General features: G+C 65.5%; 16 protein-coding genes and 1 tRNA gene. 10 read left to right on the top strand and 7 right to left on the bottom strand.

Annotated elements, in window-relative coordinates:
- Positions 1-10 precede the first annotated feature (10 nt).
- From MHA02_RS09470 to MHA02_RS09455, 4 genes are all read left to right on the top strand, one after another.
- Positions 11-418 carry a hypothetical protein gene (locus MHA02_RS09470; RefSeq protein ID WP_147078394.1) on the top strand — a complete coding sequence of 136 codons (408 nt, stop codon included), beginning with the start codon at positions 11-13 and terminating at the stop codon, positions 416-418.
- Between the two features lie 354 nt (positions 419-772).
- Positions 773-1,096: a hypothetical protein gene (locus tag MHA02_RS09465; protein WP_147078393.1), complete on the top strand. Its 324-nt coding sequence runs from the start codon at positions 773-775 to the stop codon at positions 1,094-1,096.
- A 139-nt stretch (positions 1,097-1,235) separates the two neighbouring features.
- Positions 1,236-2,891, top strand: coding sequence for a phage tail tape measure protein (locus tag MHA02_RS09460; RefSeq protein WP_147078392.1), 1,656 nt, complete (start codon positions 1,236-1,238; stop codon positions 2,889-2,891).
- A gap of 78 nt (positions 2,892-2,969) precedes the next feature.
- A complete protein-coding gene (locus MHA02_RS09455; protein ID WP_147078391.1) occupies positions 2,970-3,671 on the top strand; it encodes a hypothetical protein in 702 nt (233 codons plus the stop codon).
- A gap of 54 nt (positions 3,672-3,725) precedes the next feature.
- On the opposite strand, the gene MHA02_RS22115 is transcribed toward MHA02_RS09455, so the two are convergent.
- The 3 genes from MHA02_RS22115 to MHA02_RS09445 all read right to left on the bottom strand — a co-directional run bounded on the left by MHA02_RS22115 (position 3,726) and on the right by MHA02_RS09445 (position 6,599).
- Positions 3,726-3,896: a hypothetical protein gene (locus MHA02_RS22115; RefSeq protein ID WP_170249144.1), complete on the bottom strand. Its 171-nt coding sequence runs from the start codon at positions 3,894-3,896 to the stop codon at positions 3,726-3,728.
- A 355-nt stretch (positions 3,897-4,251) separates the two neighbouring features.
- Positions 4,252-4,452 carry a hypothetical protein gene (locus tag MHA02_RS09450; RefSeq protein WP_147078390.1) on the bottom strand — a complete coding sequence of 67 codons (201 nt, stop codon included), beginning with the start codon at positions 4,450-4,452 and terminating at the stop codon, positions 4,252-4,254.
- 383 nt (positions 4,453-4,835) lie between these two features.
- Positions 4,836-6,599, bottom strand: a complete 1,764-nt coding sequence (locus MHA02_RS09445; RefSeq protein WP_147078389.1) for a site-specific DNA-methyltransferase — start codon at positions 6,597-6,599, stop codon at positions 4,836-4,838.
- Positions 6,600-6,796: 197 nt separating this feature from the next.
- On the opposite strand from MHA02_RS09445, the gene MHA02_RS22110 reads away from it, so the two are divergent.
- Both MHA02_RS22110 and MHA02_RS09440 read left to right on the top strand, forming a co-directional pair.
- Entirely contained in the window at positions 6,797-6,940 is a 144-nt protein-coding gene (locus MHA02_RS22110) for a hypothetical protein (protein WP_170249142.1), read from the top strand.
- 7 nt (positions 6,941-6,947) lie between these two features.
- On the top strand, positions 6,948-7,664 hold the full coding sequence (locus tag MHA02_RS09440) for a hypothetical protein (RefSeq protein WP_147078388.1): 717 nt from the start codon (positions 6,948-6,950) through the stop codon (positions 7,662-7,664).
- Positions 7,665-7,742: 78 nt separating this feature from the next.
- Here the strand turns inward: MHA02_RS09440 and MHA02_RS09435 are convergent, their stop codons facing one another.
- The 3 genes from MHA02_RS09435 to MHA02_RS09425 all read right to left on the bottom strand — a co-directional run bounded on the left by MHA02_RS09435 (position 7,743) and on the right by MHA02_RS09425 (position 8,818).
- Positions 7,743-7,985, bottom strand: a complete 243-nt coding sequence (locus MHA02_RS09435; protein WP_147078387.1) for a hypothetical protein — start codon at positions 7,983-7,985, stop codon at positions 7,743-7,745.
- A 164-nt stretch (positions 7,986-8,149) separates the two neighbouring features.
- Positions 8,150-8,224: transfer RNA gene (locus tag MHA02_RS09430), tRNA-Gly, on the bottom strand.
- Positions 8,225-8,467: 243 nt separating this feature from the next.
- Positions 8,468-8,818, bottom strand: coding sequence for a DUF6460 domain-containing protein (locus MHA02_RS09425; protein ID WP_147078386.1), 351 nt, complete (start codon positions 8,816-8,818; stop codon positions 8,468-8,470).
- A gap of 250 nt (positions 8,819-9,068) precedes the next feature.
- Between MHA02_RS09425 and MHA02_RS09420 the strand changes: the two genes are divergently transcribed.
- The 4 genes from MHA02_RS09420 (at position 9,069) to pdeM (ending at position 15,039) form a co-directional block, all read left to right on the top strand.
- Entirely contained in the window at positions 9,069-10,031 is a 963-nt protein-coding gene (locus MHA02_RS09420) for an alpha/beta hydrolase (protein WP_147078385.1), read from the top strand.
- A 261-nt stretch (positions 10,032-10,292) separates the two neighbouring features.
- Entirely contained in the window at positions 10,293-11,456 is a 1,164-nt protein-coding gene (locus tag MHA02_RS09415; RefSeq protein WP_238180356.1) for a methyl-accepting chemotaxis protein, read from the top strand.
- 149 nt (positions 11,457-11,605) lie between these two features.
- Positions 11,606-14,290: a ligase-associated DNA damage response DEXH box helicase gene (locus MHA02_RS09410; RefSeq protein ID WP_147078383.1), complete on the top strand. Its 2,685-nt coding sequence runs from the start codon at positions 11,606-11,608 to the stop codon at positions 14,288-14,290.
- 35 nt (positions 14,291-14,325) lie between these two features.
- On the top strand, positions 14,326-15,039 hold the full coding sequence (gene pdeM / locus MHA02_RS09405; RefSeq protein ID WP_147078443.1) for a ligase-associated DNA damage response endonuclease PdeM: 714 nt from the start codon (positions 14,326-14,328) through the stop codon (positions 15,037-15,039).
- Here the strand turns inward: pdeM and MHA02_RS09400 are convergent.
- A complete protein-coding gene (locus MHA02_RS09400) occupies positions 15,036-16,190 on the bottom strand; it encodes an FAD-dependent oxidoreductase (protein WP_147078382.1) in 1,155 nt (384 codons plus the stop codon). The genes pdeM and MHA02_RS09400 overlap by 4 nt on opposite strands.
- Between the last annotated feature and the right edge of the window lie 49 nt (positions 16,191-16,239).

The raw sequence follows: 16,239 nt of genomic DNA, 5'->3' as shown, positions 1-16,239 counted from the left end.
GAGACGAGTCATGGCGAAATTGGTTGATCTTGTCGCCGCTGAGCGAGCCGCCGGCAACGAAGTGGAGGACATCTATCAAGCGGCGCGCGGCCGATCCATGACGGATGACGAGCAGCGCAGGTTCGATGCCGCTGCCGCCAAGCGTGATGATCTGAACGCGCAGATCGACACGTTCCTGCCGGGGGCACCCCGAACCGCAAAAGCCGATGCGACCAGCGGGGGCGGCGAGGCCGAAGAGCAGCAGGTGGAAACCGTGCGCCTCAAGCCGCGCCCGGACCCCGCAAACCCTGCGATCGGCCAAGCAAGTATGCGCCAGCAACTCCGCGCTTCCGGCATGACTCCGCGCGACGACCCCGGCGCCGGGCTCTCGCCTATGCAGGCGAACATGGCGCGGCAGCTCGCCCGCGGCGCTCGCTGATCTTCGGGGGGAACTCCTCGACGGCGCCGCGGCCCGCCGAACAACGGGAACTGAGTCTCCGGCCCCCGAGGCATCCCCGGTCAAGGCTTGGACGGCCGCACCCTTCAACCAGCACCATGAGGCCAGGAATGTTCGACCGATCCGCAGCCATCGCATCAGCCACGGCCCGCCAGGCCAAGTTCCTCGACCGCGCTCTGGCACTGCCGAGCCCCTTCGACCGCTTGGCGCTCCGACATGATCCGCGGCTTTCGGCGACTTTGGAGCCCGAAGCCAGCGCCAAGCCGGTCTCCTCAGATTTGAGGAGCCATCCCTCGTCCCGTCCCGCATCCACCTGAACTGACCGGAGCCGCCGCCATGCCTCAGAACGTCACCATCACCCTCAGCGCCCCGATCGAGGGCCACGGCACGCCCATCACGCAGCTCGTGTTCCGGCCGCCGGTCTGGCGGGACATCTTGAAGGTGGGCGGCGAGCCCTTCACCGTTCACCGCTCGGCCGACGGCGTCGTGTTCTTCGCCGACAACCCCGAGAGCTTTGCCCACTATCTCGAAGTCTGCCTCGTCGAGCCGAAGGAATACTCGCTGGTCGAGTCCCAGGTCGGCCCTGCCGATACGATCAAGGCGAAAGAGGTGATCCGGGATTTTTTCGTGCCCGGAGGGCCGGTGGGCGGGGACTCGTAGACATCGCAGACGAGCTCGTCTTCGTCCTCGGCTGGGAGCCCGGCGGCCTTAGCGATCTGACGATCGGCGAAATCTATCACTGGCACTCTCGGGCGGTCGCTTGGTCGAACCGGCGTGACTAGAGCAAGCGGAGAACGGCATGGCCGGTCGCGTCATTGAAGCCAAAGCCGTCATCAGCGGCGAGGATCGGCTCTCGAAAGTCCTGGACGGCGTCAACAAGAAGCTGCGCGACGTCGGCAAGGGCGCGAAGGTCTCGGCCGACGTCGACCGGCTGAACAAGTCCCTCAGCGGCACAAAGCGCCAGCTCGAAGCGCTCGACCGGATCAACGCGGCGCAGTCTCGGCTCTCGTCGGCCCGGCTTGGTCTCACCGGCGCCCGCGCAGAGGCCGATCGCATCGGCTCGGCCCTGGCGACTGCCAAGCAGGTCAAGGACGTGAAGGCGGTGGCTGAGCTGACGGCCCGCAACCGTGTGGCCCAGCGTGCCGTGGCCCAGGCCACGAGTGCCGTTGAACGTCAGACCAGCGCGGTCGCTGATGCCCGCCGCGCCTTCGCCGGCTTCGGCGTGCCGGTCGAAAACCTCGTCGCGCACGAGCGGGCACTTCGGGCCTCCGTCGACCAGACCACGGCCGCGATCCGCAAGCAGTCCCTGGCCCAGCGGGACCGCGAGCGCTTTGCCGAGGCCAAGGCGCTGAAGCTGCAGCGGCGGCAGGAAGCCCTGGAAGCCGCCATGCCGAGCCGGCCTCGGCCGATCCCGACACCGACACGACGCATGGAACGCGGCGAGCGCTCGCTCGGTCCGCTGGCAGGTGCGATCGGCGCCTATGAGGCTGCGGACCAGTACAGGAAGGCGGCCGCCTTCGATCGTCGGCTGACGATGATCGGCCAGACTGCGGACGCGACGCGCGAGCAGATCGACGGGCTCGGCTCCAGCGTTCACGAGCTGGCCCAGCAGACCGCCACGCCGGTCGACAAGCTCGCCGGTGGCCTTGAGGCGCTGGTCGCGCAGGGCCGCAGCCTGAAGGAATCCCTCGACTTCCTGCCGTCGGTCGCCCGCACGGCTGCGGCCAGCGGATCCGAGGTCGACGACATCGCCAAGACGGCGGACTCGGTCGGGACGAACTTCGAGATCGCCGGCAAGCAGATGCAGAAGGCGTTCGACATCATGGCGGCCGGCGGCAAGGCCGGGCAGTTCGAGCTGAAGGACATGGCCCGCTACCTGCCGAGCCTTGGACCGGCGGCATCCGCGATCGGCTTCAAGGGCGAGAAGGGCCTCTCCGATCTCGTCGCCATGCTTCAGACCATGCGCAAGGGCTCCGGCACGGCCGAGGAAGCCGTGGCGTCGATGAACAACATCCTCGCCAAGATGGAGTCGGACAAGACGATCAAGGGGTTCAAGGCGCTCGGGATCGACGCCGAGGCCGCGTTCAAGAAGGCACGCAAGGAGGGCAGAAACCTCGTCGAGGTGTTCGAAGAGCTCGTCCAGAAGGGCCTGAAGGGCGACCGCTCCCGGCTCGGCGAGCTGATCGACGACATGGAGTTCAAGCGCGGCGTCCAGGCCCTGATGAGCTACCGTGGCGAGTGGCAGAAGCTCTCGGCCTCCCTGCGCGATAACTCCGGCGGCACGGTGATGCGCGACCTCGTCCAGGTGACGAAGGATGCGCAGGCCTCCCTCGACCGGCTCTCAAACTCCACCGCCCGCTTCACGCAGGCCCTATCACGGCTGGCCGATGCAGGTGGGATCAGCTCCGGGCTCGGGGGCGCCGGCAAGGAATTCGAGAGCATCGCCATCGCGTAGGAGCGGATCAACAAGGCCTATGCCGAGGGCGGTCTCTCCGGTGCGATCAGCCAGGCGGCCGGCGACGCCTCCGAGCACATGAAGGAGAACCAGAAGGCCTGGCTCGACGAGCGTGGCAAGCAGGAGACCGGCCGCGTCGCCGAGCTGGAGGCGGACAACAAGCGCTTCCGGGAGAAGCTGGAGAAGGAAGGCCAGTCCCCGGCGGCGATCGAGAAGACCATGCAGTTGCGCCAGCGCGACGTCGACCGGGCGCGTCGCCGGCAGGGCGCCGTCGAGAAAGCCAAGGCGGATCCGGCCCTGGCCGAGAAGAAGCCGCTGATGATGGGCGTGAATCCGCTGGCGCCGATCCAGGGCGTGCCGGGCGAGGTCGGCCCCGGTGTCACGAGCTTCCAGCAGGCCTATCCGATCGACCTGACCCGGCGGGCCAAGCCGAGGGTGGTTCCGCTACCGCCGCAGCGCCCGGCCAGCATGCCGAGAGAGATCGAATCCATCCACGACGTGCTCGGCCCGAATGCCGGCCGCCCCGGTGCTGGTCCTTCAGGTCCGGTGACGGCGAAGGTGGAAAGCCCGGTGCCCGTCTCGGTCTCCGGAGATGTGACCGGACAGGCGACGCTCACCGGCAGCTTCACGATCGCACCGTCGCCGCTGTTCACCGCCACCTTCGATGGGATCAAGCAGCAGATCATGCAGCTCTCGGGGAAGGTCTCGTCGATCGGCTCAAACGGCCCCGGCTCCACGGGCAAGAGCAGCCCCGACGCCGGCAAGGGCGGGCGGGATTAGCTAAAACTCACTGCTCCGGCCCGGCGGCTGGCGGGTGCGGGGTGAGGGGCTGACTTAGGGCTTCGTGAGCTTTTCTTCGCGCTCTTTGTTGGCGCGCTCTGCCATATCCTTTGCTATTGCGACCAGACACGCCAGCAGCGCCTTTTTCTCATGATCTGCACTCTCAGTTGTAATGTATCTCTGAATATTGGACTCAAGCTCGCGAAAGTTCTGCTCAACGGACATGCCGTTCTCCCTGCATAGCGGCGCATCTCAAATCAGATCAAGGGCTCGCCGACAGCGCACCCTACTCGATCCCAGCCCTGTCGTCAGTCCTACGACTGCGGGACGGCAGTACTGGTTCGGCGGCACGGCGAACGGCGAGCTCGCCCGTGACCCTCGCGCCGATCGCAGCGACCCGACCGTGACAACCGGAGGCACCATGCCGGGCGGATGCGGACCCGCGCGCCGCAATTGAACGGCTGCGCGCCGCACTCGCCAGCGTCGATCCGGGCTCGCCAGCCGCTGCCGCCTTCAGGGCCACCATCACCCGGAACGAACGAGCGATGGCCAAGCCTAGTATCTGCATATAAACTCTAGATTAGCGCGGCACCAACCGAACCCATTCTCTCGGCTTTTTGCCTTCGCGATGGATGCGCAGGCTCATACCAAAGACACTGTCAGTACCCATTCGATTGCCGCATTTGAGACAATCCACGTCGTGCTTTTCGAAGCCGTAAGGTTGCTTGTCGTAATCTGCATCGTGCGGCGTACCGCATTCTTCGCACGTATAATCAGCCATGACGGCGGCCCTTTCGTGTGACGGGCACTGGACCCTATGGACCGCAGCGTCGGAGGCCAAGCGCGCCGTACGCAGACCTTCGGGACGAGCTATGCCGAGACAACGACGCCGCCAACGGGCGGCCAATTCAGCGCCTCCGTCCGTCGCCTGCGATGACTTCGAGGCGGTAACGGAGGCCGACCGCCGGTTTTTCGCGCGGCGACCGGACGCTAAAGGGCAGAGCATGCGCGACGTAAAAGTGCAGCGACAGACGATTCTTGCGAGCCGGGAATTGCAGATCCACGTATCGAAGATGCCAACCCAGGCCGCCGAGGCCGACTGGGTAGCTAGGCAAATCGCTGAGACTTTAGCTGTCAAAGCACCGGCCTAGTAATAGGGGGCCCTCAGGCGCTGCGCCGAGTTCTGCTTAACTTCACGGCATCAAGGGCCCGCGGAGAAACCAAGGCAGGCTCATCGAGGTCAAGCGCTCCCTGGCGCCCCGCTGCTTTGCCACCCGTGATGGCCAAAAGCATATTACGCTGGGCGAGGGCATCGGCTGGCGAAAGCGCAACCTTGTTGCCGGCCCCGCGTGTCGATTTCGCAGGCGCTTCTTGGACCGTGGTCAAGAGATGCGGAGCGTCGATCGCCTGGCCGGCCAGTAGCTGCTCAATCGTCCTGATCTGGATCCGACGGTAGCGAACGTTGCCTAGGACGACATGGCCGGCTGTGACCGCCCAGCGTTCCATCTCTCTCGTCGGCTCAGCCATGGTGACAAGAACGCCCATGGCTGCGCCTTCATTTCTGATCACGGCGTCGAGTTGTCGAACCATATCGACTCCGACGTTCTTCCCGCCTTTCACAGAAACCACACCCCAGTTCTGCTCGCCTCGGCCCGTTGCGAATTCCAGCGTACCGTCGATCCCTCCGTCGGCACCCTTTTTTCCGCCACCGTGCGGTTGACCACCAGCGAGCCAGGTCGCCCACCACTGAAACTGATACTTGTCGAGGTCAGCCAAAGCTTGAGCACCGGCAACGTCGCGCGGCTGCCCATAAATCTTGAAGCGCGCCAGGGGCATCCATCGCGACAGTCGGTCTGCGATCACGTGGATTGCTAGATGAGTGATGTCTACGCCGATCCATTTTCGTTGAAGCTTCTGCGCGGCGTGAACAGCCGTGCCGCAGCCGCAGAAGGGGTCTAACACAACGTCCCCGGGATTAGACGAAGTCTCGATTATGCGCTCCAGAAGAGCAACGGGCTTCTGTGTTGGATAGCCCAACCGTTCATGAGCCTGAGAATTGACGGGCCGGATGTCATCCCAGTCATCACTCACAGGAACACCCGGCATTTCATCTAGATAGCGCTTGTATTGGGGCACAGTACCCGGCCTGGTTTGAATAATACGCCCATCTTCAATCAATGATTGCATTTTATCTCTACTATATCGCCAGTGACGCTCCACTCCCATGACTGAGTAAAAGGCGTTACCCTTTGATGCTCCGCCAGGTCCTGTAAGATTATCTAACCTATACAGCCTGCCGTCTAAATCGCGATGTCGATATTTGCTGGCAATATAAGAGGCATCGTATGGACGGAAAGTCTGATTGTATATGTATTCCGATGAAGAATCTTTGCAATATCTATAAATTATATCCCTTGTTCGGGGAAAATGTTTGGCTCCTTGCTGATAATCAGCTTTTGCTGTTGTCCGCCGCCAACTTATTTCATTAATATAGTTGTGTTTTCCAAATATTGAATCAAGTATAAGTTTTAGGTAATGACTAGCTGTTGGATCACAGTGCAGGTACAGCGAGCCTGTCGCGCGTAAAACACGATGCATTTCAATCAACCGCACAGCCATCATCACGATATAGGCCATCATATCAGTCGGCCCGAGAGCCTCCCTCAGTGCTCGTACGATTGCCGCACATGAACCGCCGCGCGCTCTTATCTCGTCCAGGGCCTCCTCAGCTTCATCACCCCAGCGCCAAAAATCCTCAAAAGCTTGGATCTGTGCTCGATGTCCCCGAGCGCTCTTGGCAGTGAAGAGAACGCTATAATCGGCATTCGAATTAAAGGGGGGATCGAGATAGATAAGATCGACTGTCTCGTCTTGCACATACTTTCGCAAAACGTGGAGGTTGTCGCCAAAATATAGCGAATTCGTCATAGCCGCCGCCCCATAAATCTGGGCGGTTAGTGATATGATTCGCCCTTGCTCAGTTTGTGCGCGTGAGATCGAGTCAATTTAGAGACGCGATTATAGTTAAACCGCCGTCGGGTCGAGCCGGATTCCCACAGACACCCTCGGTTTTGCGGATTTGGGCTTGCCTCAAGCACGGATGCCCCCGCCCCACAGGACGACATTTGGCCGCGACGAAGGGCAAGCTGTTCCGTGAGGCTGGGCTCGCCATCGATCGGTTTGTGGACCGCACCGGCGCCGAATATACGCTGGCCGAGTTGCGGCGGCGGGGGGCGGGGGCTTTTAAGAAGGCGAAGTTGGCAGCATAGTCGTCGAATGTCCGATCAGAAGCCTAAGCCGATCCCGAAGTATCCCGCGGAAAGCGAGGCGCCGGCTTTTGCAGACGGCGCCGCAACGGTCGTTGAGATAATTGGTGATGGCCTGCCAGTAGTAGGCTACCTCAAGGAAAGGATGCTGGACCGTTACGTACGTGGGCCTCTTGAGCGAAAGAGGGCCGACTTTCACACGAGGATCGCCGAAGGGCTTGCTCGTTTAGAAGCAAAATTCGAAAACTTCGATCCGAATAGCCTCGAAAATAATGAGGATTTTGTTGCAGCGGTTTTTGCGGCAACACAAGCTGCGATGCGATCATCCTCAGAGACTCAACGCGACGCGCTCTGTAATGTAGTATTAAATATCGCCGCCGGTCTCAAATTAGACGAGGTATTGCGCGGCGCTTTCATGGGCTATGTGGAAACATTTAGCGCGCTACACATAGAAGTTCTACGAATATTTGATGACCCTTCACGCTTGGCTTCGTTGGCTGGAGCGAACGCCACACTTCAAGGGCCGATCAAGGGTTTGATAGGAAAAAAGCTCGTGCCGGGGATCGCCTCGCAGGAGGCTCTGGACCGCGTCCTTGACGACTTAGAAAACGCAGGAATGACGGCAGAAACCTTTGCGGTCACTGTTGCTCAGGGTTCAAAGTCGGCCTCAACCCTGAAGCCTGCAGGAAAAGCCTTCCTACGCTTCATTTCTTCGGCCGCTGAGTAAACGTGTCCGACAACCGCCGCGCCGTGAGGCCAGAGCGCCCTGCAATCGCTACAGATGGCCTTCGGTAGACCAGGCCGCCTACTCCCCCGGCGTCCAGTCGATGTTCGGGCGCTGCGCCAGCATCCGGTCGAAATAGCCGGCGACCGCCTGTGCGCCCTCCGAGTGCATCATCGCCACCGGATGCGCGAGATAGGCCCGGGCGAGATCGACGGGAATCCGGCCCGCCTGGAGCGCGCCGAGCACCTCGTCGATGAAGGCATCATTGGCCTCGTTGAAATCGCTCGACAGCTTCTTGCGGTCGTTGAGCGCTTTGATCGGCATGCCGTAATCCTGCGTTTCAGGAATGAAGAGCGGTGCGACACGCCGTCGCCGTGCGATAGACAGCTTTAGACGCCGACTGGTTCCGTAGTGGTTCCGGCACATCCCTGGAAACTAAAAAGGCCACCCGAAGGCAGCCTCTAAGTCGTTCGTCCCATAAGATAAACTGGAGCGGGCGAAGGGATTCGAACCCTCGACCCCAACCTTGGCAAGGTTGTGCTCTACCCCTGAGCTACACCCGCTCGCAGCAGGTCCGCGGCTGACCGCCGGACCCGAACGGCGCTCTCTAAACACCATTCCGCGGGGCGTTGCAAGCCTCGCTTCGACGGCTTCGGATCATTCTTTTCGGGCGGCACAACCGCACCGGCCGGGGTGCAAAATCGTGCCGACTCGACCGCGATCGGCCCGTCGGCGAGCGGCGGCGCACGGACGCTCGTGCGGCGGCCCGCCCGTGAGGAGCCGGCTTCATGGACCGACGACAAGGATCACTTCCCCATCGCGAGAAAGCGCGAGAGCAGCCAGAGCGGCACCACCACGACGGCGCCGGCCAGGATCCAGCGGCCGAAATCGTGGAAGGTCTCGAGGCCGAGATCGATCAGCGCGCGGCCGGCGTCGTAGAGGCGCCAGAACAGCAGGCCCGGGGTGAGGCCGAGCATGGCCATCGCCGCGCCGACGAGGACCGAGAGGAACAGCAGCTTCACGAAGACGGCCAGCGGCGAGCCGCCGAGGAAGCGACGCAGGCCGGAGCGTTGCTGCCCGTAGGCGCGCGGGTCGCCGACCTCGGGCAGATCCTGGTAGGGCGTGGCCCGGCTCCGTCGATCCTGATCGCCGATCATGCCTCGTGTCCCGTCTCGTGCCCCGACAGCGAAGAGGTATGCGCCCGGCCGCAATTCACAACGGCGCCGGATCGCGGGCGCGGGGTCGCGATGAGCGTGGCGCGCACGACACAGCGCCGGGAAACCGCGCGCAGGACAGAGCGTTACGACTTTTCGCGGACCCGTACGAGATGCAACCCGGATCGGGCGGGTCCAATCTGATGCGATCGAGACGCGCGGCCCGCGCGCCAGTCTCGACCGGGGAAAGTCCATGATCGATCACGCCCTGTTCGACCCGGCGTCGATCGACCCGGAGACCAAGCGGATCAACGACGAGATCCGCAAGGATCAGGCCGCGCAGCCCGATCCGTGGTCGATGCCGGTCGCCGAGGCGCGGGCGCTCCGGGCGAAGGGCTCGAAGGCGTTTCCGCTGCTGCCGCGCTCCTCGCGCGCCGAGACCATCACCATCGACGGGCCGGGCGGCCCCATCGACCTGCGGGTCATCCGCCCGCAGGGCAAGGCGGCCGGCAAGCCGCGCGGCGCCTATCTCCATCTGCACAGCGGGGGCTGGGTCTTCGGCGCCTCCGACGAACAGGATCCCTGGTTGGAGCGCATCGCCGACACCTGCGGCTTCGTCTGCCTCTCGGTGGGCTACCGGCTCGCGCCCGAGCATCCCTATCCGGCCGCCCTGGAGGATTGCGAGGCCGCCGCCCTCTGGCTCGCCGGCCCCGGCAAAGCGACGCTGAACGTCACCGCGCTGACGATCGGCGGCGAGTCGGTCGGGGCCCATCTCGCCGTCTCGACGCTGCTGCGCCTGCGCGACCACCACGATCAGCCCCGCGCCTTCCGCGGCGCCAACCTGAATTGCGGGTTCTTCGATCTCGGCCTGACGCCGAGCGTGCGCGCCTGGGGCGAGGAGCGCCTCGTCAACAACACCCGCGACCTGAAAACCTTCGCCGACGGCTTCTGCGGCGGCGCGGTCGACCGCCGCCAGCCCGAAATCTCGCCGCTCTATGCGGACCTCAAGGGCCTGCCGCCGGCGCTGTTCTCGGTCGGCACCTGCGACCCACTCCTCGACGACACGCTCTACATGTCCGCCCGCTGGGCCGCGGCGGGCAATGGCGGCCACACCGCGATCTACCCCGGCGGCTGCCACGTCTTCATCCGCCATCCCGGTCCGCTCACCGAGCGGGCGCAGGAGCTGAGCGAACGGTTCTTGATGGCGCTGGCGTGACGGGCGTTACGAACGAGGCAGGCGCCGTCGCCGAGCCCGGCAGAGCTTCGCCACAACCGCTCCAAACTCAATGAAATCATGAGTTTAGTAAAAAATAAAATCTAGTCTGACGAAGACTATTAATAAATTCGTAACCATAGTTTTCGCATAAACGCCGTGAGCTTTACGAAAGGTTCAACCATGGCGCTCTCGCGAATTCTTCAGACAAAGCCTCGTTCGACCTCGCCGGCCGCAGCGCGCGCGATAGACTACACAGCCGTGATGGACTTTCTGCCCGTCAACGTCCTGTTGCTCGATCCGGTCACCGCCGAGATCACCTACGCGAACCGCCACAGCGTTCACACGCTCCAGGGATTGCGCGAGCATCTGCCCGCTTCCGTCGATCCGATGGCGATGGTCGGGTCGTCCATGGACGTGTTTCACAAGAATCCGGCTCATCAACGCGCGATCGTCGGCAACCCCGACCGTCTGCCCTGGCGTACGAAGATACGGCTCGGTCCGAAGACCCTCGATCTGCACGTCACGGCGGTCCGCTCCACATCGGGCGAGTATCTCGCGGCCTTGCTGACATGGGCCGACGTCACCTCGCTGGCGGACGCCATCGGGCGTTTCGATGCCGTGATGACTGCGGCCGTCGCAGAGGCCGAGCAGGCCACCAGTTCCCTGCGCAGCGCGGCCGACGCGGTCCTCGACACGACGCGCCAGACGGCGGGTTCGGCCTCTGCGGCGACCGTCGGCGCCACCGACACCGTTTCGACGGTGCAGTCGGTTGCCGCCGCCGTGGAGGAGCTGAACGCCTCGAACGCCGAGATCAAACGGCAGATGAGCGCCAGCAACCGCGCCACCAGCGAGGCCGTCGACGAGGCACGGCGGGCACGCGAGCGGGTCACGGCCCTTTCGACCGCATCGAAGACCATCGGCGACGTCGTCGGCATCATCAGCAAGATCGCCGCGCAGACCAACCTCCTCGCGCTCAACGCCACCATCGAGGCGGCGCGGGCCGGCGAGGCGGGGCGGGGCTTCGCGGTCGTCGCCTCCGAGGTCAAGGTGCTGGCCGGCCAGACCGCCAAGGCCACCGACGACATCGCGCATCAGATCGGCCTGATCCAGGATGCGACGAACCAGACCTCGACAGTGATGGACCGGATCGGCACCGTCATCGACGGGATCAACCAGACCGCGATCGCAGTCGCGAGCACGGCGGAAGAGCAGGCCGCTGCCGCGGGGGAGATCGGGCAGAGCGCACGGGTGGCCGCCAGCCTGACAGAGTCGGTGGGCAGCAGTATCGCAGCCGTCGCGGCCTCGGCGGTCCAATCCTCGCAATCGGCGGAAACGTCGCTGTCGGCCATCGATCGGCTCGAGCGGCAGATGAACGATATCGTGGGTGCGGTCTCGGTGTTCCTGACGGAAGTCCGGAAGATCTGATAGCGTTGGCGGGGTTCGGGAAGGGACCCTGCGGTTTTCCCACCAAACCCTGCGTCGAACACGAAAGGCCGAGCGGACGAAGCGTTGGCCTGCCAACGCGGGTCTGCTCAGGCCGATCGGCCTGCACCGCATGCCCATGGCCGGAGAGCATGCCGAGTTCGTCCACGTCGCCAACGACTTCCGGGACGCCACGGCGCGAGGCCGCCGGCCCGCTGCCCGCCGCCTTCGCGGCGTGGTTCGCGGGCCGGGGCTGGCAGCCCCGCGCGCATCAGCTCGACCTCCTGGGCACTGCGCGGGCCGGCCGCTCGGCCCTGCTCGTCGCCCCCACCGGGGCCGGCAAGACGCTCGCGGGCTTCCTGCCGTCGCTCGTCGGCCTCTCCGAGGCGGGACCGCGCAAGAAGCCCCGGCTGCACACGCTCTACGTCTCGCCGCTGAAGGCGCTGGCCGTCGACATCGCACGCAATCTCGATGCGCCGATCGCCGAGATGGGCCTGGACATCCGGGTCGAGACCCGCACAGGCGACACACCCTCGCACAAGCGCACCCGGCAGGTCGCACGGCCGCCGGACATCCTGCTGACCACCCCCGAACAGCTCTCCCTGCTGCTGGCACACGCGCAAGCCGCGGACCTGTTCGGCGGGCTGCGGCACATCGTGCTCGACGAGTTGCACGCCCTCGTCACCTCGAAGCGCGGCGACCTGCTCTCGCTGGCGCTGGCGCGGCTGCGCCGGCTGAGCCCCGGCGCGACCACGATCGGACTATCCGCGACGGTACGCGAGCCGGACGCGCTGCGGCGGTATCTGGTCGGGCAGGGGGTCGCCGCAGCAATCTCTCTCCCCTCTGCCGGAGAGGGTGGCCCGCGAAGCGGGTCGGGAGAGGGGAGCGACGGTTCCGGAGAGGGCGCTCCCCTCTCCGGAACCTCGCTGACGCGAGGGCCACCCTCCCCCGGAGAGGGGGGAGGGCCGGGTGGGTCCATGGCCGACCTCATCGTCGTGCAGGGGGGTGCCAAGGCCGACCTGCACATGCTCGACACGGGCCTGACCCTGCCGCTCGCCGGCCACACCGCCTGGCAGTCGATGCCGGCGATCTACGAGCTGATCCGCGCGCACCGCACGGTGCTGGTCTTCGTCAACACGCGGCTGCAGGCCGAGTATACTTTCCAGGAGCTGTGGCGGCTCAACGACGACACGTTGTCGATCGCGATCCACCACGGCTCGCTCGATGCGGCGCAGCGCCGTCGGGTCGAGGCGGCGATGGCGGCGGGGCAGCTGCGGGCGATCGTCTGCACCGCGACCCTCGATCTCGGCATCGACTGGGGCGACGTCGACCTCGTCGTGAATATCGGCGCGCCGAAGGGCGCGAGCCGGATCATGCAGCGGATCGGCCGCGCCAACCACCGCATGGACGAGCCGTCCAAGGCCTATCTCGTGCCGGGCAACCGCTTCGAGATGCTCGAATGCCGCGCCGCCCTCGACGCCGTCGAGGAGGCCGCGCAGGACACGCCGGACGTGCGGCTCGGCGGCCTCGACGTGCTCGCCCAGCACGTCCTCGGCATGGCCTGCGCCGACGCCTTCGACGCGAACGACCTCTTCGACGAAATCGTCTCCGCCGCGCCCTACCAATGGCTGACCTGGGAGATGTTCGAGATGGTGGTCGATTACGTCGCCACCGGCGGCTACGCGCTGCGTGCCTATGAGCGCTTCGCCAAGATTCTTCGGGGTCCCGACGGGTTGTGGCGGGTGCGCGACGCGCGCATCGCCCAGCAATACCGCATGAATGTCGGCACCATCGTCGAGGCGGCGCGCGTCAAGGTGCGGCTCACCCGGCACCTGCGCGGCAAGCCCGGAACGGTGGTGCCGAAATCGGGCCGCGTGCTCGGCGAGATCGAAGAAGAGTTCGGCGAGACGCTGACGGTGGGCGACACGTTCCTGTTCGCCGGGGAAATCCTGCGCTTCGAAGGGCTCTCGGAAGACGAATGCCTCGTCACTCGCGCGAAGGGTGCGGAGGATCCGGCGATCCCCTCCTATGCGGGCTCGAAATTTCCGCTCTCGACCTTCCTGGCCGCGCGGGTCCGGGCAATCATCGCCGATCCGTTCGAATGGGACCGGCTGCCGCCGCAGCTCGCGAAATACCTGTTGCAGCAGCGCAAGCACTCCATCCTGCCGGGCGAAAAGGATCTGCTGGTCGAGACGTTTCCGCGGGGTAACCGCTTCTACCTCACCGCCTTCCCGTTCGAGGGCCGGCTCGCCCACCAGACCCTCGGCATGCTGCTGACGCGGCGGCTGGAGCGGGCGGGCCTGCGCCCGCTGGGCTTCGCCGCCAACGATTACGGCATCGCGATCTGGACGAGCCGCGACGTCGGCGAGCGCATCGCCATGGCCCCCGGTTTCACCCAAGCCCTCTTCGACGAGGACATGCTCGGCGACGACCTGGAGGCCTGGCTCGACGAATCCGCGATGATGAAGCGCACGTTTCGCCAGTGCGCGGTGATCGCGGGCCTGATCGAGCGCCGCTATCCGGGCCAGAAAAAAACCGGCCGGCAGGTCACGATTTCGACCGACCTGATCTACGACGTGCTGCGCAAACACCAGCCGGACCACCTCCTGCTGCAGGCCGCGCGGCAGGATGCGGCAACCGGACTCCTCGACGTGGCCCGCCTCGGCATGATGCTGAGGCGCATCAAGGGGCGAATCACCCACAAGGCACTCGACCGCGTCTCGCCGCTCTCCGTGTCCGTCATGCTCGAGATCGGGCGCGAGCGGGTCTACGGGGAGGGGGCCGACGAGATTCTGGCCGAGGCCGAGGCGGAGCTTCTCGGAGAGGCCCTGGCGTGACCGAGGCGTCCCTTCCGCTCAACGAGGAAACGATTTTGGCGCTCGGCCTGAGACTCGAAAAGACCACCAAAGCCGCCGGCCTGATGCTCGCCGGAGAAATTCTGACCTTCGACCGCACGGGGGCTCTCTGGCTGGAGGCGCATCGCACCCTCGTCGTCTCCGATCTCCACTTGGAGAAAGGGTCGTCCTTCGCCGTCCGCTCGGGCCAGTTCCTGCCGCCCTACGACACCCGCGAGACCCTGGCCTGCCTGCACGAGGTGGTCTGCCGTCTCGACCCCGCCTGCGTTGTGGCGCTCGGCGATTCCTTCCACGACGCCCGCGGGCCGGAGCGGCTGGAGCCGGGCGACCGCGCCATGGTCGCCGCCCTTCAGGAGGGCCGCGACTGGATCTGGATCGCCGGAAACCACGACGCGGCTGTCAGCGAGGGCGTCGGTGGGCGCTATGCGGCGGCGCTGGCGGTCGGCGGCCTGACGCTCCGGCACGAGCCCTCGGTGAGCGCTGCGGAAGGCGAGATCGCCGGCCATCTCCATCCCTGCGGAAAGGTCACGATGCGGGGCCGCAGCGTGCGCCGACGCTGCTTCGTGACCGATGAGCGCCGGCTCGTCATGCCGGCCTTCGGGGCCTTCACCGGAGGACTGAACGTCCGCGCCGCGGTCTTCGAGCCGCTGTTTCCCAAGGGTTTCACCGCGCACCTGCTCGGCGACGGTCGGGTGTTTGCGATCGGCCGCAACATGCTCGGCAAGGATTAGACGTTCAGCTCGGCGAGTTGCCGGGCGATCGTGCGGCGGATGCCGGGACTCATCCCGACGGCCCGCAAGGCGAGGTTGCGCAGGCCGGCACTCAGCGGTCCGGTCAGGGAAGCGATGCGGGTCATCCGGTCGGTCATCCGCACCACGCCTTCGGCGACCGGACGGCGTTCGCGCTCGTAGGCGTCGAGGGCGTCGGGCCGGCCGTCGCGGATCGTCTCGGCCAGCAGTTCCGCGAGCCTCAGGGCATCCTGGATGCCGGTGTTCATACCCTGGCCGCCGGCCGGGCTGTGGACATGGGCGGCGTCACCCGCGAGCAGGAACGGCCCGTCGCGATAGCGCGCGGCCACGCCGTGATGCACCCGGAAGCGCGACGACCAGATCAGCCGCTCGAACCGTGCGCCTTTCGGACCCCGCGCGGCGGCGACGGCATTGAGGGCGTCGAGGGACGGGTGCTCGAGTGCCTCGTCGCAGGTCGCGACGATCCGCAGATGGCCCGGGCCGAAGGGCGCCGCCACCATCAGGCCGGCCGCGTCGAGATAGAGCTGGATCACGTCGGGCGGCAGCGGCCAGTGCCCCTCGACGTCACCGAGAATGAAGGACTGCGCGTAAGTGCCGTGAGCGAATGGGATATCGGCCGCATCCCGCACGGTGCTGTGGAACCCGTCCGTACCGATCACGAAGCGGGCCCGCACCTCGCGGACGGCACCGTCGTCGCTCCGCACGCCGACCGTCGCACCGGCATCGGTCCGCACGAGCCCGACGACCGCATGGCGCCAGCTCACGGCTCCGCCGAGCTCGGCGAGCCGATCGCGCAGGATCGCTTCGGTGCGGTCCTGCGGCAGGATCAGACCGTAGGGATAGGCGGTCTCCAAGCCGCTGAGATCGATCGTCAGGAGGCGCCGGTCGCCCGCGCAGACGGCGAAGGTCGGCACCGGATTGCCGGCGGCGACGAGGGGGGCGCTCGCCCCGACCGTCTCCAGGCGCTCCAGCGTGCGGGCATGGACCACGGCGGCGCGCGAGGTGTTCTGGCCCTCGGCGAGCTTGTCGCAGAGCACGAACGGCACGCCCTTCAGGGACAGTCCGATGGCCAGGGCGAGGCCGGCCGGGCCGGCACCGCAGATGAAGACCTCGGTTTGTGCGGGAAGGACCATGACCGACCTCCGTTCACCGTTCACGAGAGTAACGGCGGGAATCGGCGCG

The organism is Methylobacterium haplocladii, assembly GCF_007992175.1.
Lineage (GTDB): Bacteria > Pseudomonadota > Alphaproteobacteria > Rhizobiales > Beijerinckiaceae > Methylobacterium > Methylobacterium haplocladii.
Note: the sequence above shows the minus strand (reverse complement) of the source record. Positions and strands in the feature narration are given on the sequence as shown.